The following is a 15981-nucleotide window of genomic DNA, read 5'->3' as shown; positions in this document are numbered from 1 at the left end:
AAATTATCGGTTTGTACGCCTCTACCAGCCGGGATTCTGCACCAGTACGTTGCTGCGCTTGATCTCGTCCAGCGGAATGGGATAGAGGTAGTTTTTGTTCTTGAAAGAGCGGGTTTGCAGTTTGGTGCGGGTGTAGTAGGCGGGCTGCGCCTGGTCGACGTTCATGCCGTGGAATTCGCCGCCCTGGCCGCCCTCGCCGGGCGCCTTGTCGGCGATCATCCAGCGGCGCACGTCGAAATAGCGCTGCCCCTCGGTGGCCAGTTCGATGCGGCTTTCGCGGCGGATCGCCTCGCGCTGCAACGCCTGGTTGCCCTCGATGGCGGGGTTCAATACCTCCAAATCCTCCAGTCCGGCGCGCCGGCGCACCCGATTGACGTATTCCAGCACGTCCCCGTTGCCAGGCTCCACCTCGTTGAGCATCTCGGCGTAGAGCAGGTAGAACTCCGCCAGGCGGAAGATGATGACCGGACGGTATTTCGACGACACGGCGCCGGAGATATTGCCGCCGTAGACCGTGCGGTTCATGCGCTTGTAGAGCAGGTACCCCGTCAGCGGAGCGCCGTCGGCCACCGAGTTGTCGTCCTTGCCGCCGCGGTAGAACTGAATCTCCTGGTTGCTCATGTGCCATTTCATGCCCGAGAACGTGACGGTGTTGTAGAAACGGGGCTCGCGGTCGATGTACATTTTCGATACCTGCACGCCGTTGTGCATTCCCATTTCGGCTTCGTTGGCCGGGTAGAGCTCCGATTTGGGCAGGAACGAGGTCGCCTTGACCGGCTTGCCGTCTTTCATGTAGAAATCGTCGACCAGCTCTTGCAGGACGTGGAATCCGCCCTGCCCCTGCGGCTGCGAACGCGGGGTGGCGAACGTGTCGAATTTCTGCTCGCCCAACTTGCCCCACGAGTTGGTCGAGGTGGCCCAGATAATCTCCCGGTTGTACTCCTGGAAGAGTTTGTAGAGGTCGTCGTCCGGATTGCCCGTATCGAGCAGTTCGTAGCGGCTGCCCGTCTCGGCGTAGTCGAGAAAATCGCGCAGGCGGTCCACCGCCGTCTGGAGTTTCGAGGCGTCCCGGTCGGGGAAGAGCCGTTTGCCGTCCTTGTTGGTCAGCGCCATGGCCTCGGGCCATCCGCCGTTGAACAAAGGGCTGGCGGCATAGACCCACAACTTGGCGCGCAGAGCCAGTGCGGCGCCCTTGGTGGGCACGGCGCGCAGGTTCTCGTTGTCGTGGTACGGCTCCTGCGCCATCTCTTCCATACACTCTTTCAGCTCGCGGTCGATGAAAGCGATCACCTCGTCGAGCGAGTTGCGCGGGAGGTCCAGCTCGTCCTCGAGCGTCAGCGAACGGTCGACGATGGGCACCGGACCGTACATCTCCATCAGGTAGTAGTGGTAGGCCGCACGCATGAAGCGGACGTTGGCCTTGTAGAGTTTGACCTCCGACTCGGTCAGGCGGTCGGCATCGGGACCACCCTCGTCCACGATCGGACGGGCCTGCTCGAGGAAGATGTTGGCCTGCCGGATGCTCTCATAGAGGGTGTTCCAGCGCTGCGAGTTCTTGTTGGCGGCGTTCCACTCGGTGTACTTGCCCGCGTTGTTGGCCAGTCGCGTGTAGATCTCGTCGGAGTAGGCGCACCAGGGATTACCCATCGGGCTGTCCGTAACCCAGACGGCCGAATAGTCCGGACGGTTGTTGAAGACCTGGGAGTACCATTTTTTCGTGCGGTCGACATTGCTGAACACCTGCGAAATGTCGGAGATGCCGCCGGCCAGCTCATCGGACACGTCCAGAAAGCTGCACGACCAAACCGTGCAGGAGAGCACGCCGATGGAAAGTATCTTGATAAAATTCTTTTTCATAGTTCGTTCTCCTTAGATTAGAAGTTGACTTCGAGTCCCAGGGTGAAAGTGCGCGACATGGGATAGCTCATGCCCTGGTTGCGGTTGCCCTGCTCGGGGTCCCAGTACTCGATGTCGTCCCAGACGCAGAGGTTGTTGCCCAGCATGTAGACGCGCACGGCGTCGAGCCGCAGTTTGCGCAGGAACGTCTTGGGCAGGTTGTAGCCGATTTCGAGGTTCTTGAAGCGCAGGAAATTGCCGCTGCGGAGCCACCACGTGCTGGGTTCCTTGTTGACGTTGTGGCTGTAATGGCTGTGCAGACGCGGCATGGTGACATTCTGGCGCGGATTGTCCGCCGTCCAGCGGTCGAGGAACAACGTGCGGTAGTTGGACTTGTCCTCGTACCAGTTGAAAGGCCAGAAATGGTTGTTGCCCGAGGCCAGCAGCACCGACGAGTTGCCCGTACCCTGGAAGAAAGCGCTGACGTAGAAACCCTTGTACTCGACGTTGAATCCGAAACCGTAGTTGATCTCGGGGTTGTAGGGGTGGCCCACGCCGCGCTTCTTGTCGTCGCTGTCGATCACCCCGTCGTGGTTCAGGTCGGCGTACTTGATGTCGCCCGGGCCGAGGGTTCCCTGCAAGGCGACCGTGGGAAGCCCCGGACGCAGCTCGTAGGAGTAGGTCCCGTTGGGATTGAGCGTGCGGATGAAATCGTCCTCGGTGTAGAGGCGCTCGGCGATGTAGAGCGTGTTCTCGTTGAAGCGCGTGCCGGTGATCCGCTGGTAGTCGTAGAGCTGGTTCAGCTCGTCGTATTCGATGATCTTGTTGCGCGCGAACGTGAACGTACCGCGGGCGCTGACGCGGACCTTGCCGAAATCGTGGCGGGCGTTCAGGCTGGCGTCGATGCCCCAGTTGTTCACGATACCGTAGTTCTGCCACGGTTTGGCGTGGAAGCCCGCCACGCCGGGAATCGTGTTGCGCTCCAGCAGAATGCTCTCGCGGCGGTTGTTGAAATAATCGGCCGTCAGTTCGATTTGGTTGTCGAAGAAGCCCAGGTCGAGACCGACGTTGCGCTTGGTTTCGATCTCCCAGCGGATGTCGTTGTTGATGAAGCGCAGGTCGTAGATGCCGGCTCCCATGCCGTTCGAGGCCGAAGTTCCGATGCCCTGGTTGAACGTATGGCCCTCGGTGTTGAACGTCGCACGGTAGAGGAAGCGTGCGGCTCCCGTGTCGTCGTTACCCGTGCGGCCCATCGAGAGCCGGATCTTCGCGTTGTTCATCACCCGTTTCAACCCCGTGGGATAGAATTTCTCGTTGGAGATGAAATAGCTGACGCCGACGGCCGGGAAGAAGCCGAAGCGGTACTTCGGGGCGAAAGCTTCGCTGCCGGTGTAGCCGAAGTTACCCTCGATGAAATAGCGGTTGTCGTATGAGTAGGTCACACGGCCCACGATGCTCTGCTTGCGGAAGGGAAGCACCGGATCGTTCTTCTGCTGCTCTTTCTGCATGTAGAGCAACATGGCGGAGACGTTGTGGACGTCGTTAAACGTGCGCTGGTAGTTGATGGCGCCCTCGATGTAGATCTTACGCAGGTAGCTGGTCGAGGTAAATTTGGGGTCCGAAATTTCGGGCGATCCCGACGCGGTGGTGGTGAAGATCAGGTTGCCCTCGGCGTCGCGGCCGCTGGCGTGGTATAGGCTCGGCCAGTAGTCGCGCAGCGTCTGCGAGCTGCCGTCGTAGTCGAAGCTGACGCTGCCGCGGACGCTCAGGCCCGGGGTGATGAATTTCAGGTCCTGCTCCAGCTTGATGTTCGACTGGATCTTGACGCCCCACTCCTGGCGGTATCCCTGGTTGTAGAGCATGTTGTAGGGGTTGCGGTTGTTCGAGTCGGCCTGCTTCTCGTAGGTGGCCAGCGTGCCGTCGCTGTAAATGGCCGGGAAGAGGTACGACGGCGTGTGGAGCATGAAACTGAAGACGTCGTCGGCCGAACGGTTGGCCGTACGGCGGTGCACGAACTGTCCCGAGAGGTCGACGCCCAGGCGCGTGGTCTTGCTCACCTTGAGGTCGATGTTGCTGCGCAGGTTGTAACGCTCGAAACCGAAATTACTGTCATACTTTCCATTAGGATTCTCCTTGAACACGCCGTCCGACTGGTAGTAGGCCATCGAGACGAAATACTTGGCGTTCTCGGCGCCGCCGCGGAAATTGAGCGTGTAGCGCTGGCTGTGGACGGCCTTGCGGACCAGTTCGTCGATCCACTGCGTATTGGGATAGAGGTCGTTGTCGGCGCGGTCGCGGTAGAGCTGGATCAGGCTGGAGTTGAACGTGGGGGTGAGTCCGTCGTTCGAGCGGGCCTCGTTGGCCAGTTCCAGGTAGTCCCACGAATCGACGAACTCGGGCAGGCGCTGCGGCGAGGCGATCGACTGTTCGATGCGGAACGAAATTTTGGGCCGGGAGATCGTACCGCGCTTGGTGGTTACGAGGATGACGCCGTTGGCGCCCTCGGCGCCGTAGACGGCCGTCGCGGCGGCGTCCTTGAGGATACTGAACGTTTCGATTTCATCCGGCTCGATGTTGTTGATCTCACGGGGAATGCCGTCGACCAAGACCAGCGGTTTGGTTCCGCCCTTGAACGTGCTGATGCCGCGAATCCAGAACTCGGCGTCGTCGCGTCCCGGTTCGGCGCTGCGCTGGATGGAGATCAGACCGGCGAGCTGGCCCGCGAGGTTGCTCGTCAGGTTGCTCGTCGAGGACTGCATCAGATCGCGCGACCCGACGGTGGCGATCGAACTGACCATCGCCTGACGCTTCTGCTTGCCGTAGCCGATGACGACGACCTCTTCGAGCAGGTCGGTGTCGGACTGCAATTTGATATTCAAGACCTCGCGGCCGTCGGTGGGCAGGGTCTGCGACAGGTAGCCGATGTAGCTGACCGTGATCTGCTGTTTGGGCAGCACGTCGATGACGTAGAGTCCGTCGGTGTTGGTCGTCGTTCCGACGTTGGTGTCCTTGATATAGACGGTGGCGCCGACCAGCGGTGCTCCGTCGGTATCGGTGATGGTTCCGGTGATGCGTCGTTTCCCTGTCACGGAGGAGGCGCCCTGCGCGTGGACGGCACCGACGCTCACCGTGAGAAACAGCGCGAGAAGCAGGGCGAGGCGCACGCTTTTCAGGATGCCGGCACTCCGGATGCTTGTTTTATAAAGTTTTTCCATACGGTTTGGTTGATTGATTGATGATGATTCGGGTTGGTTCGGGCCGAAAAGCCCGCGGTCCGGATGGTGGATTCCGCCCCGGGCCGAATGCGCTTTCATTCGGTCTGCTGAGTTTTCTTCATAGGCATGCAAGGTAGTTTCAGGTTCATTTTCGTTCGGTTTATTGTTCGGCGGCCAGCTCGGTCAGGGCATAGGCGCACCACATCAGGGCAGCCTGTCCGTGCAGGTCGCCGGTGTATTTCTCCCGGTCGCGGTAGTAGGCGTAGCTCGAACCGGCTCCGGTTCCGCAGCAGACGTTGCGAATCTCGAAATTGGTGTTCAGGTAGTTCTGCAATCCCAGCCACCCTTTGCGGGCCGCGGCACCGTAGGTCTGCTCGTCGAGCCAGCCGTTCTTCACCCCGAGGATCATCGCGTAGGTGAACATGGCCGATCCGGAGGTCTCCTCCCACATGTCGCCCTCATTGGGATGGATGAGCTGTCCCCACAGGCCGCTCTCGTACTGGTAGGCGCTCAGCGTGGCCATCATCTTCCTGTATTCGGCGAGAATCCGGTTGCGATAGACGTCGTATTTCGCGGCCTTGGGGAGCATCCGCAGCATCTCGGGCATGCCGACGGCCATCCAGCCGTTGCCGCGGGCCCAGAAGAACCTGGCCGATGGAGCGTGGTAGAAAATTCCGTTCTCGCCCGGCAGCTCGTCGAGGTAGAGGATCATCTCCTTGGCGGCCCGCTCGATGTATTTCTCGTCGCCCGTCGCCAGGTAGGCCTGCGCCTGAAGCGCCGTAATCATGAACATGTCATCGATCCACAAGCGCGTCTGGTAGGAGTAGCCCAGGTTGTGGTAGTACTCCGGGTTCTTCATCTTCTCCAGGTATTTCTTCTCGGTCGGCAGCTCCCACTGCTGGTCGGCGTAGCGCAGGCCCAGATCGAGGTACTTTTTGATCTCCGCCTCGGACGCGCCGCGCTGCTTCTTGACGTAGTAGATGTGGAGCGGCACTGCACCGAAGATGTTGTAATCCACGGCGTTGTTCTCCGTGCGGGGAATCTGCGTCACCAGGCTCTTATTGGGCTCGATGCTCTTGTCGTCCACCTCGAGGAACTGGTCGAACTTGGCCGCCAGCCGGTTGAAAAGCGTGTTGTTTCCGGACACCTCGGCATACCAGAATGCTCCCAGCCAGGCGCAGACATCCGGATAGGAGGTCAGCGTGCTCTTCGACTTGGAGTGCATGTCGCCCCAGTTGGAGTTTCCCGAGCGGAGGAAGAGTTCCACGACGCCCTCGCCTACGGTCTTGGGGTCTTTGCGGTCGGGGAAATTCACCAGGTCGTACTCCTCCACATCGGGCTTCGGGTCGGGCTTGGGTTTGGGCTTCACGCCCGTACCGGAGGTCGCTTTTTCGCTGCATGCCGCCAGAGAGAGCACGGCGAAAGTCAATCCGAAAAGAAATGTTTTCAAAATTCTGTACATGGTAGCGGTCGTTTTACCGTTTCGGGGTCGGTTTGTAAGGTTTCACATCGCACGAGAGCGCATAGGCGCACCAGAGCATGGCGGCCTGTCCGTGCAGATCGCCCGTCAGGCGGCGGCGGTTCTGATACCAGTCGAAGCTGTTTTTGGCGCCCGTACCCTCGCAGACGTTGCGCAGGTTGTCTTTCTCGTCGAGGTAGGAGAGCAGCGCGAGCCACCCCTTGCGGGCGGCCGTGCCGTAGCTCTTCTTGTCGAGCCAGCCGTTCTTCACGCCCAGGATCATCGCATAGGTGAACATGGCCGTCGAGGAGCTCTCTTTCCACGAATTGGGGTCGTCGATGATCTGGCGCCACATGCCGTCGTAGGCCTGGTAGCGCAGCAGCGTCTGCATCATCTGCTCATAGGCCGCCCGGATGCGCGGCAGATAGGGGTTGTCCTTGGGGAGGATGCGGAGCATCTCGGCCATGCCCACGGCCATCCAGCCGTCGCCGCGGCCCCAGAAATAGGGGGTGCCGGTGTGGTGGTAGAAGAGTCCGTTGGGACGCTGGATGCGGTCGAGGTAGAGCGCCATCTCCCGGGCGGCGCGGTCGATGTATTTCCTGTCGCCCGTGACCAGATAGGCCTGTGCCTGGAGGTCGGTAATCATGAACATGTCGTCGACCCAGAGCCGCGTCTGCCACGAGTAGCCCTCGTCGGCATACTTTTTCGCTTCGGACAGCTGCTTGTAGTGCGCGGGATTCGCGGGCAGCTCCCACTGGCCATCGGCGTATTTCATGCCCAGTTCCAGGTATTTCGGATCGTGGTTGCGCTTGTAGATTTCGAGGGGCACGGCACCGAAGACGTAGAAATCGACGACGTTGTGATCCTTGGGAAAGAGGTTGGGCTGCAAGTTCTTCTGCGTGGTGAACAGCGGCTCGAAACGCTCCACGAGCCGGTTGTAGAGCGAGTCGTTGCCGGTTCCGGCGGTGAACCACAGCGCCCCCAGCCAGGCGCAGACATCGGGATAGGTCACCAGGGTAACCTTGTGCTTCGAGGCGATGTCGCCCCAGTGCGAATGCGGGGTCCGCAGGTAGCGTTCGGTGAGCCGGATGCCGATCTCTTCGGGCCGGCACCCTTTCGGAAAGTTTTTCAGGTCGTAGCTTTTCTGCGCCTGGGCGTTCAACGCCGTGACAAGCAGCAGGGTCTGTGCGACTATAAGAAATTTTTTCATCGGTTTGCGGTGGTATTTTTCGGTTTGGTTTACGATTGCTTGGCGTTCAGAGCGTCTCGCCCGAGGGCAGCAACTGGGGTTCGCCCCATCCGGCGCCCTCGCCGAAATCGGGCGTTCCGTCGTCGTTCCACGTGAATTTCTGGACAAAGGGGTAACGCTGTCCCCAGCCGCCGTCGGAGTAGCGCATGGCGTGGTAGACGATCCAGTCCTCGGTTCCGTCGGGCGATTTGGTGAACGTGCAGTGGCCCAGTCCGTTGACGCCCGAGACCGGCTCTTTGGTGTTGTCGCAGCGCCACAGGACGTAGTTGTTCGATTTCTGCCAGTCGGCCGGATTCATCGGGTCGCCGTCGTTCATGTCGAGCATCAGCCAGGCCAGCCGGTAGTTCTTGGTCCACGACGGGTTGCACGAGTAGACGATGAAGAGCTTGCCTTTCTCCTCGTTGACGAGCACGGCGGGACCCTCGTTGATCTGCCGTCCGTCCAGCGTCTCCCAGGACTGCGTAGGCGTCGAAATTTCGACCAGCGAAGAGGAGATGGTGTAGGGGTTGGACATGGTGGCGATGCGGATCTGCTGGATGCTGTTGGTCTTCTCGTTGCCCGACCAGACGGCGTAGCGCTGCCCGCGGAGTTCGAACGTGGTCAGGTCGATCGCGTACTCCGTATTCTCGATCGTGGGTTTGATGCCGGGCTGGTAGTTGTCTCCCGTGTAGAGCATGCCCATATCCTCCCACTCGCCCAGCGGGTCGTCGCTCTTCGAGCGGAGCGTGCCGCTGCGCTGGGTGCCGTAACCGGTTATTCCGTCCTGTCCGCGGCGTCCGGCGGCATAGTAGACGTACCAGCGGTCGCCGATGTGGAACAGCTCGGGCGCCCAGAGGTCGGCGATGTTCCACGGTTTCGAGGAGTTTTCATAGGGAAGGCTCCACTTTTTGGTCGTGCTGTTGATGACCGTAAGCCGCGTGGAGCGCGAGATGGCGATGCCGTTGCCGCTCGCCTTGCAGGTGTAGTAATAGTCGCCGTCCCGGACGATGTAGGGGTCGGGCATGGTGGAGACGTTGCCCCCGGTGGTGATGGGGTTGGTGAAAGTCAGCGCCGACTGCGTGATGAGAATTTCGACCGGGTTGACGCCGTCGGCCGAGAAGCGGACGATGCCCGTGCGCTTCTCCGTGCCGTTCGCTTCGAACGTGATGCGTACCGCCAGGTCGCCCTTGCCGCCGCTGCGGTCCACGCCGAGCCATTTGCTCCGCGGCTCGGCGATCCATTCGGTGTTCGACGACACGAACACTTCGAGCGATCCGGCGGCGTTGGAGACCATCCGTTCGCTGAAATTGAGCCGGACGTACGGCTTCCCGATGTCGCCGCTGCCGGCGTCGTCCTTGCTGCAATTGTTGCAGCAAAGCATCAGGGTGAGAATAGCCAGAAAAGCAGTTAGAAAGGAGATGATTCGTTTCATATTCAGTTAGTTTTAGAGTTAATCCAAGGTAATCCGGCGGAGCCACTCCCGCCGGGTGGTCGTGCCGTCGGCCGCGATCTCGCGTCCTGCGAGCGAGCTCCAGAGGCGCGCCGTGCTCGGGTCGAGCGGGCGGTCGAGCCGGGCTTCCCACTCTGGGAAAAAGCCCCGCAGCGCCAGCCGCTGCACGGCGGCGTAATCAGGGTCGCCGGGTTCGAGGTCCCGCAGGTAGACCAGCACCGCCCCGTGTGCAAGCAAGCGCTCCTGCAACGCGTCCACCGGGATTTCACGGACGCTGCTGCGACTGTCGGCCGCCAGTGCAGCGGCCGTTCCGGCGGCTTCGCCCAGCGCCATCCAGCAGGGCTCCATGCGCAGGGTCGAGAAACCGACGTGGCTGCCCGAGACGGCTGCCGGAAAGAGCAGTTTTTCGACCCTCCGGGGAACCATCACGCCGTAGGGAACCGTGTAAACCGCCGTGGGGTGGCTGAAAAAGCCGTCGAGGTGGATGCGGCCCGGCTCGCGTTTGCGCACGGCGTGCGAGTCGAGGGCGTAGTGGCTTGCGGTGATGGAACTGCCGTGGAGCGGCGGACGCTTTCCGTCGGCCACAGGCAGGGCGTCGTGAGCCGTGAAAAAATAGCAGCCCTCCAGCCGCCGCCCCTCGCGGACATAGACCTGACGCGGGAAACCGCCGTTGTCGCGGTATTCGTCGGCCGCGAGGCCCCATTTGAGACAGGCTTCGCGGAAATGGGCGGGCAGCGCCTCGTCGTGCTGCGCGAACCACAAAAGGCCCAGCGTGTAGTCGCGCAGGCGCTCCGCGAAGCGGTCGCGCCACGCCCAGTCGGCCGTGGGCCACGGCCAGTTCTCTTCGGGCAGGTCGGTGGAGATGAGGGCGAGGTGCTGGTTGTTGGCGTCGGTCTTGGCGTTGGGCAGGCGGGTCATGCTCGTCACCTTGGACATGCCCCACACGTCGCCGGGGGACGACGTACGCTCTCCCGCTTCGATCCGCCGGCGGTTGCGGGCGATCGCGGCCGAATCCGCCTTGCGGTACCGGGCGTCCGTGTTGCGGCCGTCGAGCACGTCGCCGACCAGCGAGGCGTACTCGCTGCGGTCGTAATTTTCGGGGCGGGGAATCGCCAGGCGGTTCGCGGGATCATCCGTCAGGCAGAGCCGGTAGTTGTAGGACTGGATCGCCCCGTCGCCCTCGTAGGTCGTGCCCTCGGCATCGGGGCCGTGCTTCCACCAGCGGTAGATCTTTCCGGCGCAGGGTTCGCCGTATTCGTCGGCACCCTCGCGTCCGAGGCGGAACGGTACCCCCGCAGCAGCGCCCAGGTCGCCCTCGTAGGTCGCATCGATGAACACCGCGCCGCGGTAGTGCTCCTCCCGGCCCGTCGCGCGGTCGAGGATGCGGATCGAGACGATCCGCTCGCCCCGCTTGGTGACATGGCGCGCTTCGGCGTCGAACTGGCGGCCCGTAAGGACCGTAATGCGTCCGGGGCCCGCCTCGGCGAGCATCCGCGCAAAGGTCTCCGCCGCCACCGACGGCTCGAAACGGTATCCGTCGCTGCAATCGCGCACCTGCTGGGAGTCTGCACCGTATCGATCGATGTAACGGGCCTTGTTGAGCGCCACGAAACGCGCGAATAGCCCCGCCGTGGCGCCCCGCGTGGCGATGTCCGTGGCCCCCAGTCCGTTGACCGGGAGGCCGCCGACGTGGGCTGAGCGCTCCAGAATGACGCAGTTCTTCCCCTCGCGGGCGGCGGCGATGGCGGCGGTGATCCCCGCGGGGGTTCCGCCCACGATCACCACGTCGTAGGAGCGTGTGCGAGCCTGCGTTCCCAAGGCCAGCACGAGAAAGAAGATATGCAGCAGGAGTTTCACGGGCGCTGGATTTTGACCTTGAATTCGCGCGTGTCGAGGTTGTAGCCCCGCACGACAAGCGTGTATGTCTCGGCGGGTAGTTTGTCGAGCGCCGTTTCGATACGCACCGTGCGGCTCTCGCCCGGCATCAGGCAGAGGAAATTGTCGGTGTAGAACGAGGGCCGCACGGGCTTGCGCTCAGCGTCGAGCCACTGCACCTGCGTGAAAAATGCCACGGTGCGGCCCGTGTTTTTCAGCCGGAGGTCGATGTAGTGGCGCCCATCCTCGACCGAGGTTGCGTACGATGCGGCGACGCGGGTCCGGGCCAGTTTTTCGAGTGACTGGAATCCTGCCGTCGCGGGGCCCGTGAGCGTGTTGGCCCCCTTGTATTCGTTGTCCGAGCGCCAGTAGAAATTGCCGCCCGCCTGCCGGCCGCGCTCGTCGAAGAGTTTGAGCTTGATGAACTGCACCGGAGTCTTCGACGCCGAGAAATCGAGCGTCAGCACGTCGTTCGCCACGCCGTCCGCGGGCAGGTCGACCGTCGCCGACTGCGTGTCGATGCGCCGCATGTCGAGGTCGTATACCTCGGCCGTAACCCGGTAGCCGCGGTAGGCGCGGTAGCGGTCGTTGACCACCGATACCGTATTTTTCAGGTAGTCGAACTGCGGGTGGAGGGGTTCGCAGGCGTTCTGCGCGGCGTAGAGCGCCGCGGTGGGTTCGAGCGACCAGTCCCACATGCGCCCGGCGACCTGCCGGACGGCCGAGTTGTGGTACCAGTAGAGGAATCCCGAGGTATAGCGGTCGCCGTAGCCGAACTTGTTGTAGTTCCAGACCTCCCAGATGCTCTTGTAGTTCAGGGCGCCGAGGAACTGCGCCTTTTCGGCGAACTCCTCGATCGTTTGCGAGGGTCCGTATTCGTTGGTCATGTCGGCGTAGAGGGTCGACATGAGGTGGAAGCCGTTGCCGTCGGAGTAGTCCCAGACCGCCTTGTCGATGGGCCACAGATCCTTTTCGTCCATCATCTCGCGCAGGCATTCGACCGTCGGGAGGCATGGGGCGCCGTATTCGGGGTTGAAGCCGTTGACGCGGCTGCCGCGCGGCGAGGCCTTGTCCTCGTAGTGGCTCATGATGTTGACCTGCTTGTAGGGGCTGCCGTCGTGTATGCCGCCGCATTCGGACTGCATCTGGTAGCCGCGCGTGCCGTCGAGCTCCTCGAGCAGCCGTTCCATTTGCGGCATTTCGGTACTCTCGTTCGACGAGACGTAGTAGGCCAGCGAGGGGTGGTTGCGGATGCGCTTGACGGTGGAAATGACGTTCGAGTAGTAGATGCCCGGATCGTTCGGGTGGTTGGTGTCGCCCGTCATCCAGAACTCCTGCCAGACGAGGATGCCCAGCGAGTCGCAGAGCTGGAAAAAGTAGTCCGATTCGGTGATGCCGCCGCCCCAAAAGCGGATGAGATTGACGCCTGCCTGGGCCGTGTAGCGCAGCTCGGCACAGGTGCGTTCGTCCGAGGTGCGGAGCATGGCTTCGGGCAGCCAGTTGGTGCCCCGGATGAAGAGCGGCCGGCCGTTGACAAGGAACGTGCGCGACTTGTCGGGCGTCGCGGTCGTGGAGGCGATCTCCCGGATGCCGAAGCGCGTCGAGATCGAGTCGCTGACCTTGCCGTCGAACTCGACCTTGAGCGTGAGGTCGTAGAGCTCCTGCGCCCCCTTGTTCAGCGGCCACCACAGGCGCGGATTGCGGATCACCAGCTGCGGGAACTCCTCGGGGGTGAAGACCACCTCCCTGACCTCGCCGCGGTAGAGCGACACCTCCTTTTCGAAGCGGATGCCCTCGCCGGGGATTTCACCGATGACCCGAGCCTTGCGCCGGGCGTTTTGCGGGATGTAGTCGGGATAGCTCACCTCGACCGAGACGGTCTGGCGCGCCGTATCGTAACCGGGTTTGGCCAGTTCGGATTTCACGAACGGGTGTTCCAGCCGCACGCGTCCGGTGGAGAAAAGGGAGATGTCGCGCCAGATGCCGGTGTTGCGGTCGCGGATGCCGTCGAGGTAGTAGAAATCCCACCCGACGGTCATCAGTTGCGTGACGTTGCGGCCGATCTCACCGTTGCCGCCGTTCTGGAACTCCCCGCTGGCGCCGAACGACTTGCCGCCCTTGGGCCGGATCGTGCCGGGCATATCCACGGGGTAGACCTTTACGGCCAAAATATTCTCCCTCTCGAACGTAACCTTATCGGTGATGTCTATGACGCGCTGCTCGAACATGCCGGCCATATTGCCTACCAGGTGGCCGTTGAGCCAGATTTCCGCACGGTAGTTGATGCCGTCGGCCTGCAACCAGATTTTCCGGCCGCGGTATGCCTCTTTGTCGAGCCGGAAGCCGGTCCGGAACCAGTAGGTGTAGAAATCGCGTCCGACCCGGTAGAGGTCGGGGATGAGGTTCGATTCGAGCTTGTTGTTCAGCCCGTAGTAGGGTTCTGGATAGACGCCGTCGTATACGAGCGAATTGAGCACCGTTCCCGGCACCACGGCGGGCAGCCAGTCGGCGGTCGAAAGCGCGGCCGAGGAGACCTCTTCGGAGCGGACGCCCACCTCGTCGGCGCGTTTCATCTTCCAGTCGAACAGGCCGCCGTGGCCCGCTTTCGAGGTCAGGGTACAGATCGTTTCGCGCTCTTTGAGGGGTTGCTGCGCCGGAGCGGCCAGCGGGACGAGCATCAGAAGAAGCAGAAGAATTCGTGCCATGATCGGTGGTTTATCGGTTGGCGAAAAAACGGTCGACGCGGTCGGGAGAGAGCATCTGCCAGAGCGAGGCCACGGTCCAGCCCGGCGCGAAGATGTCGTTGTAGAAGCCCTTGCCGTTCTTGCCGTAATCCCAGGCGGTGTGCTGCACGACCTCGGGATAGTAGCCCGTGCGGGCGATCCCGAACAGCGACCCCTCGACGGGCATGAGCTGGAGCATCGAGCTGCGGATCACGTCGCTCATGCGGGCGAACCGGGGTTCGCCGCACTCCCGGGCGAGAAAATCGAGCACGGTGGCGAATTCGAAGATGAAGACGTCGACGTGGTTGTTCTCCACCGACACGTTGCCCCAGCCGCGCGAGCGGAAGCCCACGTCGCCGAGCATCTGCCCCTGCGCGAAAGGCACGTCCCAGAGGTAGTACCACGAAAGGGCGAAATAGGCCGCCTCGCGGCACAGGTCGACGTAGCGCTGCCGCTCCCTGCCCCCGGTGACGAACGTGAGGTAGTACATGGCAGTCGAGGCGTAGAGCGAAGCCTCCTTGTCCTCGCAGTCGGCATCGAGCGTCGAGGAGAAATAGTCGGCTTTGGAGATCAGGTTCTTTTCGAGGTAGCCGGCCGTACGCCGGGCGCTTTGGAGGTAAGCCTCGCCCCCGAAATAGGCATGGGCCATCGTCAGCGGGAGGGTGGCCGAGGGCGTGCTGCCGCCCGAAGCGTCGACGACCGCCAGGTTGTCGCGGAACTTGCGGGGGAAGCTGCCGTCGGGGTTCTGGAGCGCGAGGAACTTATCGAGCAGGGTTCGGATGCGGGCCTCCCAGCGGGGGTGGCTGCGGCCCCGGCGCTTCTCGTAGTCGAGGTAGCTCAGCAGCGCATAGATGCCCTCCGACTGGCGGCGGATGCTGTACACGTCCGCTTCGCGCTCCCGCTTGAAATCGACCACCTCGCGGATCAGACCGCCCGGCGTGAATCCGTGATGCAGGTAGCTGTCGAAGATCGACCTGGCCTCGGCCGCCAGCTCCTCGCGGCCGTTCGCCTCGGCATATTCCAGCGCGTTGAACGCGTTGAGCAGCACGCGGCCCACGAACCCCACCTCGGCGATGTCCGTGCTTTGGCAGTCGGCCGTGCGCAGCTCCACGCCGGAGGTGAACTTGAGCGGATAGTTGCCGACATAGCTGCGCGAAAAATACTCGGAGAGAATAGCCTTGGCTTCGTCGGGTGTGTAGCGCGGGTCGATGGGCCGGGGGTCGAGCGTGTCGAACGAGTCGTTCCACACCGCGGCGACGAACGACGAGTAGGAGGGGCTGCTGCCCTTGCGGATCGTCCACGTCAGGCGGCGCGTCTGGCCTTTCTCCAGCTTCTCGAACGCCTGGACCGCCGGCGCGAGGGTCAGCTTGCGGATATAAGAGTACGGAGCCTCGCTGTACGGAAATCCGAAGACCAGCGCGGCGCGTGCGTCCGCGTTGCGGAAACCGGTGAAGCCCAGCGAGGTTCGGCCCGAGAGGATGACCTCGCCGTAGTTGTGGCACGCGAGCGCCTCGCAGTCGGGCGTATCGGTGCGGAGCACCGTGTACCAAGCGCCCGTTTGTTGGTCGTAGACACCCGTCAGCGGCGTGCTCAGGCGGTCTTCGCGCACCTGCCAGCTGTCGCTGGTGTGGAACGAGGGGGCTGTTTTCGGGGAGCGCAGGTTCTTGTGATACCAGAACCCGGGCATGTAGAAGAGGCACTCCGCATGGGTCAGGCCGGTGCGGAACGACTGCTCTACATTATAATATAGGAGTTCGCTGGCCGTCAGGGTGAGGACGATCCGAATCTCGTTGTCCGTCTCGGTTTTTTGCCGCCGGACGATGAGCGGGAGCTCGCGGTCAGCCTCTAAAATTCCCCCCCCCACTGCGGATTCCCTGAGATCGTGGGTTACAGCGGGATTTCCGGGGGTTTTAAGCGTGATCCGCTGCGAGAGGCGGCCCTCCATGGCCAATGTTTCACCGGCCATCACGCAGCATGCGAAGAGGATGGAAATGCACTTTTTCATCGGTTATTTTCGGTCCGGCAGCCGTCAGGGGCTCGCCGTTTCAAGTTGGGTATTTCGGTCGGAACAAAGGTATGAAAGGGAAACCGGCAGCGAGAAAATATAGTCGCTAATAACACAAAAATCATCTCAATTTCGTATCACAGCCGGGATCGACAGATCGCATTTTAGATGCGAACAACTGTTATTCAAG

Annotated in this window: 8 protein-coding genes; all 8 read right to left on the bottom strand. The window is 62.1% G+C overall.

All coding sequences use genetic code 11. The annotated features are described in order from the left end of the window. Nucleotides 1–21: 21 nt before the first annotated feature. A complete protein-coding gene (locus tag ACMQ11_RS00305; protein WP_418990656.1) occupies nucleotides 22–1857 on the bottom strand; it encodes a RagB/SusD family nutrient uptake outer membrane protein in 1836 nt (611 codons plus the stop codon). Between the two features lie 17 nt (nucleotides 1858–1874). Then, nucleotides 1875–5051 carry a SusC/RagA family TonB-linked outer membrane protein gene (locus ACMQ11_RS00300; protein WP_418990655.1) on the bottom strand — a complete coding sequence of 1059 codons (3177 nt, stop codon included), beginning with the start codon at nucleotides 5049–5051 and terminating at the stop codon, nucleotides 1875–1877. Between the two features lie 160 nt (nucleotides 5052–5211). Continuing rightward, nucleotides 5212–6513, bottom strand: a complete 1302-nt coding sequence (locus ACMQ11_RS00295) for a glycoside hydrolase family 88/105 protein (RefSeq protein ID WP_418990654.1) — start codon at nucleotides 6511–6513, stop codon at nucleotides 5212–5214. Between the two features lie 13 nt (nucleotides 6514–6526). Further along, nucleotides 6527–7720: a glycoside hydrolase family 88/105 protein gene (locus ACMQ11_RS00290; RefSeq protein ID WP_418990653.1), complete on the bottom strand. Its 1194-nt coding sequence runs from the start codon at nucleotides 7718–7720 to the stop codon at nucleotides 6527–6529. 46 nt (nucleotides 7721–7766) lie between these two features. Continuing rightward, entirely contained in the window at nucleotides 7767–9170 is a 1404-nt protein-coding gene (locus tag ACMQ11_RS00285; RefSeq protein WP_418990652.1) for a family 43 glycosylhydrolase, read from the bottom strand. A gap of 18 nt (nucleotides 9171–9188) precedes the next feature. After that, nucleotides 9189–11045: an FAD-dependent oxidoreductase gene (locus tag ACMQ11_RS00280; protein WP_418990651.1), complete on the bottom strand. Its 1857-nt coding sequence runs from the start codon at nucleotides 11043–11045 to the stop codon at nucleotides 9189–9191. Next, on the bottom strand, nucleotides 11042–13768 hold the full coding sequence (locus ACMQ11_RS00275; RefSeq protein WP_418990650.1) for a glycosyl hydrolase 2 galactose-binding domain-containing protein: 2727 nt from the start codon (nucleotides 13766–13768) through the stop codon (nucleotides 11042–11044). The genes ACMQ11_RS00280 and ACMQ11_RS00275 overlap by 4 nt, the downstream gene beginning before the upstream one ends. 10 nt (nucleotides 13769–13778) lie before the next feature. Continuing rightward, nucleotides 13779–15791, bottom strand: a complete 2013-nt coding sequence (locus ACMQ11_RS00270) for a hypothetical protein (protein ID WP_418990649.1) — start codon at nucleotides 15789–15791, stop codon at nucleotides 13779–13781. Nucleotides 15792–15981 lie beyond the last annotated feature (190 nt).

It is taken from the genome of Alistipes sp. (genome assembly GCF_048465575.1).
Taxonomy (GTDB): Bacteria; Bacteroidota; Bacteroidia; order Bacteroidales; family Rikenellaceae; genus Alistipes.
Note: the sequence above shows the minus strand (reverse complement) of the source record. Positions and strands in the feature narration are given on the sequence as shown.

Bases quoted from the DNA above. Each gene is read 5' to 3' on its own strand.
- ACMQ11_RS00290 (WP_418990653.1), bottom strand. From the start codon at position 7,720: ATGAAAAAATTTCTTATAGTCGCACAGACCCTGCTGCTTGTCACGGCG.
- ACMQ11_RS00275 (WP_418990650.1), bottom strand. From the start codon at position 13,768: ATGGCACGAATTCTTCTGCTTCTTCTGATGCTCGTCCCGCTGGCCGCT.
- ACMQ11_RS00295 (WP_418990654.1), bottom strand. From the start codon at position 6,513: ATGTACAGAATTTTGAAAACATTTCTTTTCGGATTGACTTTCGCCGTG.
- ACMQ11_RS00305 (WP_418990656.1), bottom strand. From the start codon at position 1,857: ATGAAAAAGAATTTTATCAAGATACTTTCCATCGGCGTGCTCTCCTGC.
- ACMQ11_RS00300 (WP_418990655.1), bottom strand. From the start codon at position 5,051: ATGGAAAAACTTTATAAAACAAGCATCCGGAGTGCCGGCATCCTGAAA.
- ACMQ11_RS00270 (WP_418990649.1), bottom strand. From the start codon at position 15,791: ATGAAAAAGTGCATTTCCATCCTCTTCGCATGCTGCGTGATGGCCGGT.
- ACMQ11_RS00285 (WP_418990652.1), bottom strand. From the start codon at position 9,170: ATGAAACGAATCATCTCCTTTCTAACTGCTTTTCTGGCTATTCTCACC.